The organism is Vibrio rubrogenes (assembly GCF_059641415.1).
The window spans coordinates 341,393-360,384 of the sequence record NZ_JCARSY010000001.1; the positions used below are offsets into that span (position 1 = coordinate 341,393).

The 18,992-nt window shown below is 46.8% G+C and carries 15 protein-coding genes; 7 read left to right on the forward strand and 8 right to left on the reverse strand.

The features are described from left to right. The first annotated feature begins 9 nt into the window (after positions 1-9). The 6 genes from AC55NX_RS01610 (at position 10) to AC55NX_RS01635 (ending at position 5,917) form a co-directional block, all read left to right on the forward strand. On the forward strand, positions 10-1,422 hold the full coding sequence (locus AC55NX_RS01610; protein ID WP_496994155.1) for an FAD-dependent oxidoreductase: 1,413 nt from the start codon (positions 10-12) through the stop codon (positions 1,420-1,422). 173 nt (positions 1,423-1,595) lie between these two features. Continuing rightward, positions 1,596-2,297 carry a 5'-methylthioadenosine/S-adenosylhomocysteine nucleosidase gene (gene mtnN / locus AC55NX_RS01615; RefSeq protein WP_496994156.1) on the forward strand — a complete coding sequence of 234 codons (702 nt, stop codon included), beginning with the start codon at positions 1,596-1,598 and terminating at the stop codon, positions 2,295-2,297. 20 nt (positions 2,298-2,317) lie between these two features. Further along, positions 2,318-3,271 carry a cobalamin biosynthesis family protein gene (locus AC55NX_RS01620; RefSeq protein ID WP_496994157.1) on the forward strand — a complete coding sequence of 318 codons (954 nt, stop codon included), beginning with the start codon at positions 2,318-2,320 and terminating at the stop codon, positions 3,269-3,271. A gap of 63 nt (positions 3,272-3,334) precedes the next feature. Further along, a complete protein-coding gene (gene btuF, locus AC55NX_RS01625; RefSeq protein ID WP_496994248.1) occupies positions 3,335-4,207 on the forward strand; it encodes a vitamin B12 ABC transporter substrate-binding protein BtuF in 873 nt (290 codons plus the stop codon). 106 nt (positions 4,208-4,313) lie between these two features. After that, a complete protein-coding gene (locus tag AC55NX_RS01630; RefSeq protein ID WP_496994158.1) occupies positions 4,314-4,925 on the forward strand; it encodes a TRIC cation channel family protein in 612 nt (203 codons plus the stop codon). Between the two features lie 119 nt (positions 4,926-5,044). Next, the gene (locus AC55NX_RS01635; RefSeq protein WP_496994159.1) at positions 5,045-5,917 is read left to right on the forward strand and encodes a LysR family transcriptional regulator; all 873 of its coding nucleotides are present in this window, start codon (positions 5,045-5,047) and stop codon (positions 5,915-5,917) included. Here AC55NX_RS01635 and AC55NX_RS01640 read toward each other — a convergent pair. The 6 genes from AC55NX_RS01640 to secA all read right to left on the reverse strand — a co-directional run bounded on the left by AC55NX_RS01640 (position 5,841) and on the right by secA (position 15,864). Continuing rightward, complete coding sequence (locus tag AC55NX_RS01640) at positions 5,841-6,623, reverse strand: TSUP family transporter (RefSeq protein WP_496994160.1); 783 nt, start codon at positions 6,621-6,623, stop codon at positions 5,841-5,843. The two genes, AC55NX_RS01635 and AC55NX_RS01640, sit on opposite strands and share 77 nt — an antisense overlap. 189 nt (positions 6,624-6,812) lie before the next feature. After that, the gene (gene carB, locus AC55NX_RS01645; RefSeq protein WP_496994161.1) at positions 6,813-10,040 is read right to left on the reverse strand and encodes a carbamoyl-phosphate synthase large subunit; all 3,228 of its coding nucleotides are present in this window, start codon (positions 10,038-10,040) and stop codon (positions 6,813-6,815) included. A 17-nt stretch (positions 10,041-10,057) separates the two neighbouring features. Next, positions 10,058-11,197 (reverse strand): glutamine-hydrolyzing carbamoyl-phosphate synthase small subunit, encoded by a 1,140-nt coding sequence (gene carA / locus AC55NX_RS01650; protein ID WP_059121506.1) that lies wholly within the window; start codon positions 11,195-11,197, stop codon positions 10,058-10,060. Positions 11,198-11,680: 483 nt separating this feature from the next. After that, positions 11,681-12,490 (reverse strand): 4-hydroxy-tetrahydrodipicolinate reductase, encoded by an 810-nt coding sequence (gene dapB / locus AC55NX_RS01655; protein WP_496994162.1) that lies wholly within the window; start codon positions 12,488-12,490, stop codon positions 11,681-11,683. Positions 12,491-12,644: 154 nt separating this feature from the next. Further along, complete coding sequence (gene mutT, locus AC55NX_RS01660; protein WP_059121508.1) at positions 12,645-13,046, reverse strand: 8-oxo-dGTP diphosphatase MutT; 402 nt, start codon at positions 13,044-13,046, stop codon at positions 12,645-12,647. A gap of 97 nt (positions 13,047-13,143) precedes the next feature. After that, entirely contained in the window at positions 13,144-15,864 is a 2,721-nt protein-coding gene (secA, locus tag AC55NX_RS01665; RefSeq protein WP_496994163.1) for a preprotein translocase subunit SecA, read from the reverse strand. A 322-nt stretch (positions 15,865-16,186) separates the two neighbouring features. Between secA and AC55NX_RS01670 the strand changes: the two genes are divergently transcribed. After that, on the forward strand, positions 16,187-16,651 hold the full coding sequence (locus AC55NX_RS01670) for a DUF721 domain-containing protein (RefSeq protein ID WP_496994249.1): 465 nt from the start codon (positions 16,187-16,189) through the stop codon (positions 16,649-16,651). Between the two features lie 84 nt (positions 16,652-16,735). Here AC55NX_RS01670 and lpxC read toward each other — a convergent pair whose 3' ends face one another. Both lpxC and ftsZ read right to left on the reverse strand, forming a co-directional pair. Then, positions 16,736-17,653, reverse strand: coding sequence for a UDP-3-O-acyl-N-acetylglucosamine deacetylase (gene lpxC, locus AC55NX_RS01675; protein ID WP_496994164.1), 918 nt, complete (start codon positions 17,651-17,653; stop codon positions 16,736-16,738). 95 nt (positions 17,654-17,748) lie between these two features. Beyond that, entirely contained in the window at positions 17,749-18,978 is a 1,230-nt protein-coding gene (gene ftsZ / locus AC55NX_RS01680) for a cell division protein FtsZ (protein ID WP_496994165.1), read from the reverse strand. Between the last annotated feature and the right edge of the window lie 14 nt (positions 18,979-18,992).

Genomic DNA, 18,992 nt, shown 5'->3' on the forward strand with positions numbered 1-18,992 from the left:
CAGATTATAATGAGCCAGAACGTTTATCAGTTCATTGATGTCAATCGTGTCGATCCGGCCAAAAAGCCGCTGAATATACGCAAAATCGAATTTGTTGAAATTTATGAACCCTTTACCCGTCAACAGGCAACCGCTCAGGCAGATCGCTGTCTCGACTGCGGCAACCCCTATTGTGAATGGAAATGCCCGGTCCATAACTACATCCCTCAATGGCTGAAACTGGCTAATGAGGGCCGGATTATCGAAGCGGCGGAACTCTCGCATCAAACCAACAGTCTGCCGGAAGTGTGTGGCCGGGTTTGCCCGCAAGACCGTCTGTGTGAAGGGTCTTGTACACTGAATGACGATTTCGGTGCGGTCACCATCGGGAATATTGAAAAATATATTAACGATAAAGCCTTTGAAATGGGCTGGAAACCCGATCTTTCTCAAGTCGAGTGGACAGACAAGAAGGTCGCGATTATCGGTGCCGGCCCCGCAGGTTTAGCGGCAGCTGATGTGTTGGTCAGAAACGGGGTCAAAGCGGTCGTTTTTGATCGCTATCCCGAAATCGGTGGATTGCTCACTTTCGGAATCCCTTCATTCAAGCTGGAAAAAGAAGTGATGCAAAACCGACGACGCATTTTTACCGAAATGGGCGTTGAATTCCGGTTGAATACTGAGGTTGGTAAAGATGTCGAACTTCAATCGTTGCTCGATGAATACGACGCTGTATTTCTTGGCGTCGGCACATATAAAAACATGCGTGCCGGGCTGGAAAATGAAAATGCCAAAGGAGTGTATGATGCCTTACCGTTTTTGGTGTCCAATACCTATCGTGTGATGCAGCTGGAAGATCCACAACCCTTTATTGATATGGCCGGAAAAAACGTGGTCGTGTTAGGCGGAGGAGATACAGCAATGGACTGTGTCCGCACTTCAATCCGCCAACAAGCATCACATGTTATCTGTGCCTATCGACGCGATGAAGAGAACATGCCGGGCTCACGCCGAGAAGTCAAAAACGCCAGAGAAGAAGGTGTAGAGTTCATGTTTAACCTGCAACCGCTCGGTATTGAAGTGGATGACCGTGGTCAGGTCACCGGTGTGAAAGTAGTCAAAACCGCACTGGGTGAACCGGATGAAGCCGGTCGGCGTCGCCCGGAGCCTGTCCCGGGCAGTGAACATGTGCTTGCTGCCGATGCCGTCATTATGGCATTTGGCTTCCAGCCTCATGCCATGCCATGGCTGGAACCCTTTGGGGTCGAGCTGGATCAATGGGGGCGTCTCAAAGCACCGGATGACGGTCAGTACCCTTATCAGACCACCAACGCAAAAATCTTCGCCGGTGGCGATGCGGTACGCGGTTCCGATCTGGTTGTCACCGCCATTGACGAAGGCCGCAAAGCTGCCGGTGGCATTCTGGACTATTTGGACGTCTAAATAACCGAGCTCATTGCGGGCCATTCAAACTGTGTGTTTTTCACCGGCAATCATCTCCCAGTACCTCGGTGCTGGGATTTTTTTGCGCCGGATTCCGCTGCGGATAACTAGTTGAATCCCAAAAAATCATGCTAAACTCAGCGCTAATCTGAATAAAGAAAAAGAGACTTGATATGAAAATTGGCATCATTGGCGCAATGGAGCAAGAAGTCGCGATTCTCAAATCGTCAATCCAGAATCTGCAACAAGAAAAAAAAGGTGGATGCACCTATTATTCTGGTCAAATCAACGGTTTGGATGTAGTACTTCTCCAATCAGGTATCGGTAAAGTTGCCGCGGCAGTCGGCACGGCCTTGCTGTTAGAACTCTACAAACCGAATGTCGTCATCAATACGGGTTCGGCCGGTGGTTTTGATCCATCACTAACGATGGGTGACGTTGTCATTTCAACTGAAGTCAGACACCATGATGCCGATGTGACTGCGTTTGGCTATGAAATCGGTCAAATGGCAGGCCAGCCCGCAGCTTTCCAGGCCGATGAAAAATTAATTCAACTGGCAGAAGATGCGCTCTCACAATTGGCAGACAAACATGCGGTACACGGTCTGATTTGTACTGGCGATACTTTTGTCTGTCAGCCGGAACGACAAGCATTGATCCGCCAAAACTTCCCACAAGCAATTGCCGTTGAGATGGAAGCCTCAGCAATTGCGCAGACTTGCCATCAGTTCAACACGCCGTTTGTGGTTGTCCGGGCAATTTCTGACGTAGCAGATAAAGAATCACCGATGTCGTTTGATGAGTTCTTACCCCTCGCTGCTGCGAGTTCTTCGGAGATGGTTCTGAAGATTCTAGAACGTCTTAGTCAGGCATAATCTGACCGTTTCCGACGCTCATGAATCATCTTCAAGAAATCCTGCAAACACACAGTGCGCTCTTCATCATGTGGGGAGCGCTGCTGATTCATCTTGTGCTGCCTTTGCCAAGAGCAGCTCACCCAGCCCTGTTGTGGCATAAGTTTGCAGAGATTCTGGCTGAAAAGGTGAATACGCAAGGAAGCTATGCACAGCGAACCCTGTCCGGCACATTAGCCACATTGATGATGCTGATTCCGGCACTGATGGTTCTGGTCGCACTGGAACCGCTGGTCTGGCAACCTGAACTCTATCACCTGTTATTATTAATTCTGGCCCTCGACTGGCGAGGATTAACCTCGTTGAGTAAACCATTGTTTCAGGCACTGGCGGTAGAGGATAAACCCCAAGCCCGCCAGCTACTCGCAGAGCGACTCAATCGTCAGACGGATACCCTGTCCGTGGTTGGTTTGGGTAAGGCGAGTGCTGAGTTACTGATTGTCGGTCAAGCCCGTCAGGTCATTACAGTCCTGTTCTGGTATGGCTTACTGGGTGGCATCGGTGCCTTCATGTACCGTCTGATTGTTGAGCTAAGCCGGGTTTGGTCACCGTCTGTTCCAGACAACTATCCTTTTGGTCTGGCAGCGAGTCGCCTCAACGCCGGGTGTGAATGGATTCCGGCCCGACTCTTTGCGCTGTTACTGATGGCCGGGCAAAGCCTGTCATCAATCTGGACCCAAACTCGCCAGCAAAGTTGTTCCTGGCCATCCCGAACCGTCGGCTGGCTCCTGTGTTCGGTCGGCCATAAACTCAATCTTTCGCTCGGTGGGCCGGCAATTTATGCGGGGAAAAAAAGTGTCCGGGCCAAACTCGGTGGCAGGGTGATTCCCTCGGCCTTACATCTGTTCCAGATTCAGCGGCTGCTCAATCAACGCACTTATGTTTGGATCGGTGTCGAAAGTCTGCTGATCTTCATCGCTGCACAACTGTTCTAAATCATAAATAGCCCGGATCATAAACGACTCATGCGTAAGCTGTCTCAATCACAAGGTTACCAAATGTTGATTCACCGACTTCATTTATTCGCATTGCTGCTTTTTATCCCGAGTTTCACAACAGCAGCGACCTCGGTTCAACGCATTATTACGCTGGCGCCTCACGCAACAGAACTCGCCTATGCTGCCGGTCTCGGCAATAAAATCGTTGCCGTCAGTGATTACAGCGACTATCCGCCCGAAGCAAAAAACTTACCCAAAGTTGCCAACTATAAAGGGATTAAGATTGAAAAAATTCTCAGCCTTAAACCGGATTTAGTGATCATTTGGCCGGATGGCAATCCGCCCCGGGAATTACAGAAACTGAAACAGATGGGGGTTCGAACCTATCCCTCTCAAATTCATCGCTTAGACGACATTGCTGATAATATCGAAGCACTCAGCCAGTATGCCGATGATCCTCAGATTGGCCGTAAAAATGCGCAACAATTTCGCCAGCAGTTGGCAGCCCTAAAACAGCGTTATCAACATGCCCGGAAGGTTCGTTTCTTCTACCAACTCAGCGAGAAACCTATCATCACCATCGCTCAAAATCGCTGGCCCAGTGAAGTGTTTGAGTTTTGTGGCGGAGAAAATGTGTTTAGAAATAGCCCGGCCCCCTACCCGCAAGTGAGCCGGGAGCAGGTATTACTGGCCCAGCCTGACGTCATTTTTAATTCCCGCCATGCGGTTGAAAATCTGCATATGTGGACAGACTGGCCTCGCATTCCAGCCGTTCGCTTGCATCAGGTCTGGACGCTCAATTCAGACTGGCTCAATCGTCCTACCCCCAGAACCATTCGAGCGATTGAAGAAATCTGTGATTACCTTGATGAGGCCCGAAAAAATAGCCAGACTTTATCAACTGAAAAGTCTGGCTATAAAACTATCGATTAACGCGGTTTTCCCGTACAATGCGCCCTGTTTTTCTCTATACCTAAAAATAATCGCTCTGTGCTCAAATAATTCTGTACTCAAATAATATTGTGGAACCCCTCAACGTATGTTTCTCTATCTGATTGATTTATTCGGAACAATTGTATTTGCCATTTCCGGTGTACTGTTAGCAGGCCGTTTGAAAATGGACCCATTCGGAGTGGTCGTCCTTGCCAGCGTGACCGCAATTGGCGGTGGAACCATGCGCGATATTGCTTTGGGAGCCACCCCGGTATTCTGGATTACCGATACCACCTATCTTTGGGTCATTCTTGCCACCAGCTTCCTGACGATGCTCATCGTCCGTCGCCCCAAACGCCTGTCGTGGTGGGTTCTGCCGGTCTGTGACGCTATCGGGTTGTCTGTCTTTGTTGGCATTGGTGTCGATAAATCACTGCTTTATCAGGATTCTTCGCTGGTCGCCATTATTATGGGCGTTCTGACCGGATGTGGCGGCGGTATCATTCGCGATATTCTCGCCCGAGAAATACCGATGGTGCTGCGCAGCGAAGTGTATGCAACCGCCTGCATCATCGGTGGAATTTTCCATACCACGGCACTGCAAATGGGCTACGACCACAAGACGGCATTCTTATCCGGGTTCCTCTCGACCCTAATCATTCGTCTTGGTGCAATTCGTTGGCATTTATCACTCCCGGTTTTTGCCATTAATCGCTAGTATCCTTGTCTCTGCCTGCCTCTGGACACATTTTTTTCCTCTCAAGCATTCCTTTATCGCAATCAGAGACAGCTTTCGCTAAAGTAAGCGAAAGCTCTCTTTGATTGATTCGGAAACCCATGTTGCTTGAAGGTATTGAAACGCTCTTGATTCTCAGCAAAGAAAAGACCATGAGTCGGACAGGGAGCGTGCTTTATATCAGTCAGTCTGCTGTCAGCAAACGCATCGCCAATTTAGAAAACCGACTGGGGAAAAAACTGGTTGTGCCCGATGGACGGCACATCAAACTCACGGCTGATGCTCAGGCTCTTATCGAGCGAGTCGGCCCGAGCTTTCATGAACTGAGCGGATTAATATTCGAACAACAAGCACTGGAAGATCACACCCTGATCCGCTTTGATTGTTCAGAAACACTGGTGGCAGGTTTACTCAGTCATGTGATGGGAGAATATTTCAGCCATGATCCCAGAATTACTATCACCACCAATCACACTCCCAGAATCGTTGAACATGTCCGGTCAGGCAAAGCCACTCTCGGGCTGTGTGCCGGTTATCTGCCCGGTAATCATGGCCTGCAAACCTTTCATCTCTACAATGAACCGGTTTTTATTGTCAGTCAGACACCACTGCAACAGCTTCCGCAACAAATTATCACCAATGATCTGTCTAACAGTGCTAATACTTATCAGGCATCCGTGCTGGACCATCTCGCGATTACGCCCATCATGGAAATGGATTCATACACAGCTGCGGCACAGCTTGCATTACAAGGCGTCGCACCAGCTTTGATCCCACTATCCATCGTGCATACCCTGTCGATCGTACCTCGTTACTGTTTCAGCTTTGAGGAACTTCAGCCGTTATACCGCCCGGTTCATCTCTGTTTGAGGGCGATGACTTACCGTTCTCCACGTATCAAATCACTGATAGCAGCCATTGTTGATGCTGTTCCCAAAGTAACTTCAGAGCCATGGATAAAGACATCAGAATAACCAGTGGCCGAATCCATTTCTGACCTTGATTAATCACAATGCGAGCGCCGACTCTCGCCCCGAGAAATTGTCCGACAGCCATCACCAGTCCAAGTTTCCAGATCGGTAGTCCTGCAGCCAGAAAGAAAATCAGTGCTGCAATATTCGATGTAAAATTCAGTACTTTCGCGCGTGCTGTTGCTTCAATAATCGACAACCGGCTAATGACGACAAAACAAACGGCAAAGATTGCCCCGGTCCCCGGACCGAAGAAACCATCGTAGAATCCAATACTTGTTCCAACCAGCAAAGCAAACAATCCGTCGGATAACGCCGCTTTTTTATCCGTCTCAGCCTTGGTTTGGGGAGCCAGTAAAAAATACAGTGAAATCGCAATCAATAAGCCGGGAATCAAGCTGGTTAATAGCTCAGCATCCAAAATCTGCACTAATTCAGCACCGATGGCAGCACCGATAAAGGTACAAACAATTGCCATCCACATTTGCCGCAGAGAAACCAAACCATTACGGACAAAATAAAATGTAGAAGAAAAGCTACCGAATGAACTTTGCAGTTTATTGGTTGCAATCGCTTGTGCCGGTGAGATACCGGTAGCCATTAACACCGGTAGTGTAATCAAACCGCCACCACCGGCAATCGCATCAATACATCCAGCCAGTGACGATGCCACAAAAAGCAACGCCAGTATATCGATTGAAATCTCCATATTATTCCTTAAGCGATTAGATAGGGCTCAAAATTACCATTTAAAAATAAACAGATATAGTGAAAACACGGACAGCGTCCTATTCCATATATTCATCATTACGTATGATGCGCAGATGAACGTGTCGCGATCAAAAAACCCGGGAAAATCCCGGGTTTTGATAACACACAACAACGGACGCGTTATTGATTAAGCACGTCGTCTGACTTGCTCATGCATTTCTTGTACAGAAATAACAGAAGCTTTCGGATCAGCGGTATGCCCCATCGCAGTGGCAAATGCAGCATTCAGGGTCGTTGCATAATTGACTTTCTCAGCCAACGCACCTCGGCGTAGAACTTTTGAATCTTCAATGGCCTGACGCCCGGAAGCTGTGTTGATAATGTAGGTATATTCATTATTCTTGATCCGATCAAGAATATGAGGACGCCCTTCATGCACCTTGTTTACCAGACGAGGATTAATACCAGCTTCACCCAGAACTACTGCCGTGCCATGCGTTGCATCCAGTTGATAGCCTAATCGAACCAACTTTTCTGCCAAAGCAACCGCACGCTGCTTATCGCTTTCGCGAACAGAGATCAGCGCACGTCCGCCTTCAGGGTAGACACAACCACATGCCAACTCCGCTTTTGCAAACGCTTCAGCAAATGTGCGCCCGACACCCATCACTTCTCCGGTTGAACGCATCTCAGGACCAAGTAGTGGGTCAACCCCCGGGAACTTATTAAATGGCAATACAACTTCTTTCACCGAGTAATACGGTGGAATGATTTCTTGAGTAAAGCCTTGTTGTTCCAGACTCTGTCCGGCCATCACCCGCGCAGCAATTTTTGCCAGCGGCGCTCCGGTTGCTTTAGAGACAAACGGTACCGTCCGCGCAGCGCGTGGGTTGACCTCAATCAGATAAACTTCGTTGTTCTTGACTGCGAACTGTGTATTCATCAATCCGCGGACACCCAGTTCAAACGCCAGTTTTTCAACCTGCTCACGCATGACATTCTGGATATCCTGACTCAGCGTATAAGCTGGCAGTGAACATGCAGAATCACCAGAGTGAACCCCAGCCTGTTCAATGTGCTCCATAATGCCACCGATGACGACACGTTCACCATCGCAAATCGCGTCAATATCGACTTCGACCGCATCATCAAGGAAATGATCCAGCAAGACCGGAGATTCATTGGAGACACTGACCGCTTCATTGAAATAACGACGTAAATCAGCTTCATCGTACACAATTTCCATCGCACGGCCACCGAGGACATAAGATGGACGCACAACCAATGGATAGCCTATTTCTTTGGCTTTATCTACGGCTTGCTCAAGTGCTGTGACGGTTGCGTTTTCCGGCTGTTTGAGACCTAAACGATCAACCGCTTGTTGGAAACGCTCGCGATCCTCGGCACGGTCAATAGCATCCGGGCTGGTTCCGATAATCGGCACACCGGCGGCTTCTAACGCACGCGCCAGTTTCAGCGGTGTCTGACCACCATACTGAACGATGACCCCCGTAGGCTTCTCAACCCGGGCAATTGCTAAGACATCTTCCAATGTCACCGGCTCAAAGTAGAGACGATCAGAGGTATCGTAGTCTGTCGAAACGGTTTCAGGGTTACAGTTAACCATGATGGTTTCATACCCGTCTTCCCGTAATGCCAACGAGGCATGAACACAGCAGTAGTCAAACTCAATGCCTTGACCGATACGGTTCGGGCCACCACCCAGAACCATAATCTTCTTCCTGTCCGTCGGATAGGCTTCACACTCTTCATCATATGAGGAATACATATAGGCGGTTGAAGAAGCAAATTCCGCGGCACACGTATCGACACGCTTATAAACCGGATGGATGTCGAACTGATCGCGCAAGCGACGAATTTCATGTTCAGAAACACCAACCAATTTAGATAGACGTGCATCGGCGAAACCTTTGCGTTTCATACGACGGAGCACATCTTGGGTCAATCCGGCAAAGCCATTGGTTTTAATCTCTGTTTCCAGCTGAATCAACTCTTCAATCTGAACAAGGAACCAGTGATCAATCCCTGTCAGGTTATAGATTGCGTCAACAGACATGCCGGCACGGAAAGCATCGCCGATGTACCAGATACGCTCAGCACCGGCTTCTTTCAGCTCATGACGAATCTTAGTCAGTGCTTCCGGAGAATCCAGATCAACCATTTCATCAAAGCCGTCAACACCAACTTCAAGACCACGTAGTGCTTTTTGTAGAGACTCTTGTTGGTTACGCCCAATCGCCATCACTTCACCGACCGACTTCATCTGAGTTGTGAGTTTGGTATTGGCACCGGCAAATTTTTCAAAGTTAAACCGAGGAATCTTGGTCACCACATAGTCGATCGTTGGTTCGAACGATGCCGGTGTTGCGCCCCCGGTAATATCATTGGTCAACTCGTCAAGCGTGAAACCAACCGCCAGCTTCGCTGCAATCTTAGCAATCGGGAAACCCGTCGCTTTCGATGCCAGTGCAGAAGAGCGAGAAACCCGCGGGTTCATTTCAATAATCACCATCCGGCCATCTTCCGGATTGATACCGAATTGCACATTCGATCCACCGGTTTCAACACCGATTTCACGTAATACCGCTAAAGAGGCGTTTCTCATCAGCTGGTATTCTTTATCTGTTAATGTCTGAGCCGGAGCAACCGTAATTGAATCCCCGGTGTGAATCCCCATTGGATCAAAGTTTTCAATTGAACAGACGATGATACAGTTGTCGTTCTTATCTCGAACCACTTCCATTTCATACTCTTTCCAGCCAATCAGCGACTCGTCAATCAGCAGCTCATTGGTTGGAGAAAGGTCTAATCCGCGGTGGCAGATTTCTTCAAACTCTTCTTTGTTATAAGCGATACCACCACCGGTTCCACCCATCGTAAACGACGGACGGATAATACATGGAAAGCCGACTTTCTCTAGGACTTGATAAGCTTCTTCCATGGTCTTTGCAGTATCCGCCCGGGGACATTCCAGACCAATTGATTTCATCGCAGCATCGAAACGAGAACGGTCTTCCGCTTTATCAATCGCATCGGCAGTTGCACCGATCATTTCAACACCGAACTCAGCCAGAACCCCTTGGCGATCCAGCTCAAGTGCACAGTTCAACGCTGTCTGACCACCCATCGTCGGCAGTACGGCATCAGGACGTTCTTTTTCAATAATTTTACGGACAACTTCCCACTGAATCGGCTCGATGTAAGTCGCATCTGCCATCTCAGGATCAGTCATAATCGTTGCCGGATTCGAGTTGACCAGAATAACCCGATAACCTTCTTCTCTCAGAGCCTTACATGCTTGAGCTCCGGAGTAATCAAACTCACAGGCTTGGCCGATTACAATCGGACCCGCACCTAAGATAAGAATACTTTGTATGTCACTACGTTTTGGCATCGTCTACTCGCTCCGAATTAAGCACGGTGTTGTTGGATAAGTTCAATAAAGTGATCAAATAGAGGCGCTGCATCATGTGGCCCGGGGCTCGCTTCGGGATGCCCCTGGAAACTAAACGCAGGTTTATCAGTACGATGAATGCCTTGAAGAGAACCGTCAAATAATGATTTATGGGTCGCTTTCAGCGTTGCCGGCAAACTGGCTTCATCTGCTGCAAAGCCGTGGTTTTGCGAGGTAATCATCACGACATTGCGCTCGAGATCTTTGACCGGATGGTTCGCACCATGGTGACCAAACTTCATTTTGATGGTTTTTGCACCCGAGGCAAGTGCGAGGATTTGGTGTCCCAAACAGATACCAAAGACTGGAATCTCTTTTTCCAAAAAGGTTTTTGTCGCTTCAATGGCATATGTACAAGGTTCCGGATCCCCCGGTCCATTCGACAGGAAAATACCATCAGGATTCATTGCTAAAACCGTTTCTGCTGGTGTTTCTGCCGGTACAACGGTCAGACGACATCCGCGGTCAACCAACATCCGCAGAATGTTTCTCTTGGCACCAAAATCGTATGCAACGACATGATAAGGGAGCTCACTGTCATGTTTAGCCTGAGGGAATCCACTTGCCAAAGACCAAGATCCTTGCGTCCACTCATAAGCTTCTTTGGTCGTCACAACTTTTGCCAAATCCATGCCTTTCAGGCCCGGAAACTCTTTCGCTTTAGTTAAAGCAAGTGACTCATCCAAGTTATCACCCGCCATAATACAACCGCTTTGAGCGCCTTTCTCACGAAGGATCCGAGTCAGTTTTCGTGTGTCGATGTCCGCGATTCCAACGATATTTCGGCCCTTCAAATACTCAGATAGGCTCTGCTCACTTCTGAAGTTCGATGCAATCAATGGCAAATCACGAATGATCAGCCCTTGGGCATGAATGTCTGAGGATTCTTCATCTTCTGAGTTGGTGCCGGTATTGCCAATGTGGGGATAAGTCAGAGTAACGATTTGTTGAGAGTAGGAAGGATCAGTGAGGATTTCTTGGTACCCCGTCATCGAGGTATTAAAAACGATTTCACCAACGGAGACGCCATCTGCGCCAATGGACAGTCCGTGGAACACTGTCCCATCTTCTAGGACTAACAGTGCTGACTTGCTCAAGACAACCTCCAGAATAAAAATGCAAAAAATTTAGATTAAACTGCAAATTTGCCTTCCTTAATCACTATAGGTTAGAACCATAGTGTATTTCGGACAAATTAGACGCATTCTATAGATATGTGTGATTTGTGTCAATATTCAAAACTTATCAAATATGTTTTTTTACCGAGTTATATAAAAAAATAAAACGAACAGAGTAAAAAGACACATTAAATATGCATTATCAAACGACTAAAGGGAGACATAAGTCAAAAAAAGGAGAAATGTAGAAAAAAAACTCATAAAAAAATAAATAAACCAACGCAATCGATAACGGAAGCGCCAAAAGATAACTTTTCTTGCCTTTAATACAAATAGAACACCATATCTTTTATTATATAAAATAAAAAATCCACTCGCGTGACTGATGATGGTGTAAAAATAAAATTTATAATTTGAGCGAAAATCAAATGCGCCGGAGAGATCCAGCGCATAATTATGTATTTAAAGCTGATTAAGAGAAAGGACATCGGTCATAGTGTAAAAACCAGCGGGTTTGTCTGATAACCAAATCGCAGCTCTCACAGCACCATTGGCAAAAGTCATCCGGTCAGACGCTTTATGTGAAATCTCAACCCGCTCACCAAGATCAGCGAACATTGCGGTATGTTCACCCACAATATCTCCGGCACGAATCGTCGCGAAACCAATTTCTTCCCGACGTCTTTCACCCGTAATTCCTTCTCTGGCATAGACAGCCACATCTTTCAGTTCATTACCCATTGCATGAGCAATCGCTTCTCCCATACCTAAGGCTGTCCCGGACGGTGCATCCACTTTGTAGCGATGGTGAGCTTCGACAATTTCGATATCACAGTAACTCCCCATCACCTTGGCGGCTTTTTCCAGTAACTTGAATACCAAATTCACACCGACACTATAGTTGGGAGCCATGACAACCGGAATATCTTGTGCTGCCTGATGAATTTGTGCAATCTCGGGCTCAGAAAATCCAGTGGTGCCAATCACAATGCTTTTGCCGTGCTTTTTACATAACGCGATATTTGCCAAAGTGCTCACGGGGGACGTGAAGTCAATAATGACATCAAATTGATCAATTGCATTTTCCAGATTATCAACCAATGAGACACCAAAATGTCCCTCACCACATAACTCTCCGATATCAACCCCTATCAGTGATGATTCAGGACGTTCAGAACCAACTCCCACAGTTGCGACATCATGATGATGCGTAGCTTTGACTAGGTTGCGGCCCATTCGACCAGCAGCACCTGCTATTGCAATTTTAACCATTGCGAACTTCTCCATTCTGCTCAGATACGAATCGAAAACTCCATCCGTATTTCATATATATCAATTTATTTGTCTAAACTACCAATATTCAGTCAATGTGGCTAGGCTTGTTCACGCTTCTGACGTAATATCGCTGCCTCGACGCCGACTCGGCTCAGCGGGAAAAATCACGAATAAGTTGTTCAACGATAGGTTCATTGGCTTCAGGAAATTGATAGTCGGCCAGTGCAGTAACAGAAACCCATCGCCCTTCCTGACCTTCTCTGCCATAAGGTGTGCCGGTAAAATCCGTTACCGAGATAAAATCGAACACCAGTGACTTGTCCGGATAATCATGAGTCAGATGTTGATAAGGATGTTGAACCGTGACCTCAATACCAATCTCTTCGTCTAACTCACGGTGAATCGCTGCTTCAATTGACTCTCCGCTTTCCACTTTACCGCCGGGAAACTCCCAAAATCCGCCTTTATGCAGATGAGCAGGTCGCTTGGTAATATAAACTTGTGATTGATCCTGATTGAAAATGATCGCAGCAACAATATGTGTTCTTTTCATACATTCCTCTGGTACAGCGTTGTCCATCAAGTCTAACGATAATTGCATGGCAAAAAAAGAGCCGCTTTCTCAGCGGCTCTCAAATCATATTGAATTTTTATGCAATGCGGCCATGGCATTGCTTATATTTTTTACCGCTGCCACATGGACAAGGCTCATTACGTCCGACTTTTTTCTCTTCACGAACCAGCGGCTGCTGCCCTTCTTGTGATTCGTCGCCTTGTAAAGTATCACTCGCAGCATGTTGTGCTTGCGCATAACGAGCAGCCTCTTCAACTTGAGCCTGACGACGTGCTTCCATCTCGTCAACTTCTTCAGGTTGTTGAACCCGAACTTTTGACAGAATGGTAATCACATCAGATTTCAGAGAATCGAGCAGACCTTCAAACAGTTCAAACGACTCGCGCTTATATTCCTGCTTAGGGTTCTTTTGTGCATATCCGCGTAAGTGTATCCCTTGTCGTAAATGATCCATCGCTGCCAGATGCTCTTTCCATAATGTATCCAGCGTTTGTAGCATGACGGATTTTTCGAAATTACGCAGCACTTCCGCGCCCACTAATGTTTCTTTCTCTTGGTAAACTTTAACGGCTTCTTGAATGATGCGCTCACGAAGGACTTCTTCATACAACTTATCATCTTCATCCAGCCATGACTGGATCGGCAAATTCAGATCAAAATCATGCTTCAGGCGATTGTGTAATCCCTGAATATCCCACATATCTTCCAGTGACTGAGGTGGAATATATTCGTCAATGACTGCGGTGAACACATCGAAGCGGTTCTGCTCGAGCATTTCCTGAATATCTTCCGCTTCCATCAACTCATCACGGAGTTCATAAACAACCTTACGCTGATCATTGGCAACATCATCATATTCCAGCAACTGCTTACGAATATCGAAGTTGCGTCCTTCGACCTTCCGTTGTGCTTTTTCAATCGAACGGGACAGCAGTTTACTTTCAATCGCTTCTCCTTCATCCATACCACTTTGAATCAGGCCAGCCATTCGATCTGAGGTAAAGATTCTCAGCAGAGCATCTTCCATGGAAAGATAGAAACGCGATGACCCCGGATCCCCTTGGCGACCGGAACGTCCTCTCAACTGGTTATCGATCCGACGAGATTCATGCCGCTCAGTACCGATAATATGCAAACCACCGGCTTGAAGTACCTGTTCATGTACTTTTCGCCATTCCGCTTTGATTTGATCAATCTGTTCCTGAGTCGGATTATCCAGAGCATCCACTTTTGACTGCCAGCTACCGCCTAATACGATATCTGTCCCACGACCAGCCATATTGGTTGCGATCGTAACAGAACCGGGCTTACCCGCTTCAGCAACAATTTCAGCTTCTTTTTCATGAAACTTAGCATTCAATACATTGTGTTTTACTTTGGCTTTTTTAAGAGCCTGAGACAGCAGTTCAGATTTCTCAATCGAAATCGTCCCGACCAACACAGGTTGGCCTTTCTGCACACGCTCTTTGATATCCTCAATGATTGCGGCAAATTTCTCGGCTTCGGTCCGGTAGACAACGTCCGCCATATCATCACGGATCATCGGTTTGTTGGTTGGGATAACCACTGTTTCCAAACCATAAATCGTCTGGAATTCGAATGCTTCGGTATCGGCAGTCCCTGTCATACCTGACAGTTTGTCGTAGAGACGGAAGTAGTTCTGGAAGGTAATCGAGGCTAATGTCTGGTTCTCATTTTGGATTTTCACCCCTTCTTTGGCTTCGACCGCTTGATGTAAACCATCAGACCAGCGACGACCAGGCATTGTCCGTCCGGTATGTTCATCGACAATAATCACTTCACCTTCGTTTGAGACGATGTAATCGACATCTTTCTCAAACAACACATGCGCTCGAAGCGCTGCATTCACGTGATGGAGCAGGCTGATATTCGCCGGAGAGTATAGTGTATCGCCTTCATTCATCAGGCCATTTTTAACCAACAGTTCCTCGACATATTCTTGCCCGGTTTCAGTCAGATAGACCTGTTTCACTTTCTCATCAACGGTGTAGTGCCCGTCACCACGGTATTCTTCCGAGTCTTCTTTCTCTTGCCTTTCCAGCGAAGGAATCAAGGTATTAATGCGGGTGTACAATTCAGAGCTGTCTTCAGCAGGACCGGAAATAATCAATGGCGTTCTGGCTTCATCAATAAGAATAGAGTCCACCTCATCGACGATTGCAAAAAAGCGAGCTCGCTGAACACGGTCTTCTTTGCGAAATGCCATATTATCGCGCAAGTAATCAAAGCCGAATTCATTGTTTGTCCCATAAATAATATCAGCCAGATAAGCTTGTTGCTTCTCTTGAGGCATCATGCCTGGGACGTTGACACCAACAGTCATGCCCAAAAACTCAAACAGCGGTCGGTTGGTTTCAGCATCCCGTTTGGCGAGATAATCGTTCACAGTGACCACATGGACACCGTATCCCGGTAAAGCATTCAGGTAAGCAGACAGTGTCGCAGTCAGGGTTTTCCCCTCACCAGTACGCATCTCAGCGATTTGTCCGCCATTGAGGACCATCCCACCAATCAGCTGAACATCAAAATGACGCATCCCGAACACGCGTTTAGATGCTTCACGAACCGTTGCGAACGCTTCAGGAAGGAGTTGATCGAGTGTTTCTCCCTGAGCCAAGCGCTCCCGAAATTCAATCGTTTTCGCTTTTAAGTCTTCATCAGAGAACGCTTCATAAACAGGTTCATAATTATTGATTTCTTTAACAATTTTTCTCAGGCGTCGCAATGTTCTGTCATTGCGGCTACCAATAACCTTAGTCAGTAGCTTAGTTATCATTTTTATCCGAATCTCTCTATGCTTAGATCATTTGAGATCTATTCTTGTTCCATCAGTCTCTACCAGTCATCAACTAAGTGTACTGAGATAAATCATGTCTATCCGATGATATTGAGGCTTATCGATGGTTTTTCAAGGCAATCCTTTTTAAGAAGGACATAGTGTAAGGAATTTTTAGTCTGATCACCAATATCACCAACGATTTGTTTGATTGCAACACTTAAAATGATTCATCAAACGAAGAAAGAAACACCGGACACGGCATTGACGAGCGATTTGAGATAGAATAGAACAGCAAGAGTGATGCAAACTGGATCCTATGATGAGAAACCACCGCCCGACTGCGACGAATGAGCTAATCAGCCATTCAAAGCTGAAAGAGATTCAGAAACATGCTGAGTCAATCAATCGTCTCAGTCAGATTATTATGCCGCTGCTTCCAAAGGGATCTCAGCCTTATGTGCGCGTGGCAAATCTTCGCCGCAACCATTTAGTGCTGGAAGTTGCCAGCGCGGCAATCAAGATGAAAGTGGACTATGAACGCTTGCAAATTCTGAGTCTTTTACGCAGTCAGGGATTTGCTCACCTGATCAGTCTAGAAGTGGTGATCAATCCGTCAATTTATCGAACCGCTTCATCTTCAAGTGAAGATAAAATGCCTAAAAATCCACGAGTAATTTCTTCTCAAACAGCAGATCTACTCAAATGCATCGCAGATCATGCTTCACCGAAAGTGAAAAAAAGACTGGAAAATATTGCCTGTCTTGCCAACAAGAAAAACGAGTAACTCTTCAACTCACTCATATTAGCAACGGCCAAATGTAAAAAACCAGACATGATGTCTGGTTTTTTATACGAAAAATATAGTCGATTATGCGAGTACAGTACTCGGATCGGCAAAAGCAACCGGAGAACCGACCTCTTCACCAAACGTTGCCCATTCCCATGCTTCCTGGTCTGCTAGAAGAGTGCGTAATAACTGATTGTTCAGACCATGTCCGGATTTGTAAGCTCTGAATTCACCAACAATAGAATGACCACACATGTAAAGATCACCAATGGCATCCAAAACTTTATGCGTAACGAACTCATTTGCAAAACGTAAGCCGTCTTCATTCAGAATACGATAGTCATCCAGAACGATTGCACAATCAAAACTACCACCCAGACAAAGATTCTGTGACTGCAGGTATTCGATATCACGCATGAAACCGAATGTTCTCGCTCGGGAAATATCCCGAACAAACGATTGAGACGAAAAGTCAAACAATAGTCGCTGTTCATCGGATTCAATTGCTGGATGGTTAAAATCAATCTCAAAATCCATCCGAAAACCTTGGTAAGGGACTAATTCGGCCCACTTATCACCATCTTCAAAACGAACTGGCTTTTTCACCCGAATGAATCGCTTCGGCGCATTCTGAACTTCAATACCCGCTTGCTGTAAGAGAAATACAAATGGGCTGGCACTTCCGTCCATAATCGGAATTTCCGGTGCGTCGACTTCAACCACTGCATTATCGATTCCCATCCCAGCAAGAGCAGCATTTAAGTGCTCTACGGTAGAAATCCGGATGCCTTCGTCATTCACAAGCGCTGTACACAACATGGTGTCACGTACATTTTCTGGATTTGCCGGAAAATCAACAGGTGGTGTAACGTCAGTACGGCGATAAATAATACCGGTGTTTGCAGCGGCAGGGCGAAGAGTTAACGTGACTTTTCGACCAGAGTGAAGTCCCACCCCAGTTGTTTTCACTATCTCTTTCAACGTACGTTGTCTGATCATCTGCTTGCCTCAATGTCAGTGCTACAAAACACGGCCAATTTACTTATTGGCCGCAAATAATATCACAATTGTGAGCGGTGTCAAATTATGATAAATCAATCAGCCTGACGACGTAAAAAAGCTGGAATATCGAGATAACCACTTTCTTTCTCTTTCGGAGCAGTACTCTGACCTGCGCCTTGAGAATTTGCCGATGAAGGCTGAGATTTTGACTCAACATTTCCTTGCAACTTCGGTGCCACTTTCTCTTCAGTTTTCGCAGCAACATGAGGAACACCGCCTTGCTGTGATGAAGTGACTGGTTGCTGAGTACCGACAGCCTGTGAGTTTGCTTTGCCACCGGCAACAAGCGTAATATCCGGTTTTTTCTCATTGCCGATGCCTGTTGCAACAACAGTGACACGAATTTCATCAGCCATATCCGGGTCAAGCGAGGTACCAATAACAACAGTTGCGTTATCCGAAGCAAATGCTTTCACCGTATTACCAACCGTTTCGAACTCATCCAGACGCATATCAAGACCAGCGGTAATGTTAACCAATACGCCACGTGCACCTGCGAGGTCGATATCTTCCAGCAGCGGACTAGAAATAGCCATTTCAGCGGCTTCTTCTGCCCGGTCTTCACCTTTTGCGACACCACTCCCCATCATTGCATGTCCCATTTCAGACATGACTGTTCTCACGTCTGCAAAGTCCACGTTGATCATGCCGGGGCGGGTAATCAATTCAGCAATCCCCTGAACTGCATTCTTCAATACGTCGTTCGCACTGGCAAAGGCTTCAAGTAACGTGATACCGCGTCCCAATACCTTAAGCAGCTTCTCATTCGGAATCGTAATCAAAGAGTCAACATGTTTTGATAACTCTTCAATGCCTTGTTCTGCAAAGGCGAGCCGTTTCTTTCCTTCAAAGCTAAAAGGCTTGGTGACCACAGCAACCGTTAACACACCCAGTTCTTTTGCTACTTCAGCAATCACTGGAGCTGCTCCAGTACCGGTTCCACCACCCATACCAGCTGCGATAAACACCATATCGGCACCCATTAGGGATTCTTTAATTTTTTCTTTATCTTCAAGAGCAGCATCACGTCCTACTTGAGGATTTGCACCAGCACCTAACCCTTTGGTGATATCGCCACCAATTTGAATCACAGTACTTACACTCGTCTTACGAAGTGCCTGTGCATCTGTGTTAACACTGATGAATTCCACGCCTTCGATGGATTCACGCACCATGTGTTCTACAGCGTTACCGCCGCCGCCACCAACTCCAACGACTTTAATTACAGCATCGTCAGACATTTCCATCATCGGTTCAAACATGTGTTATCTCCGTT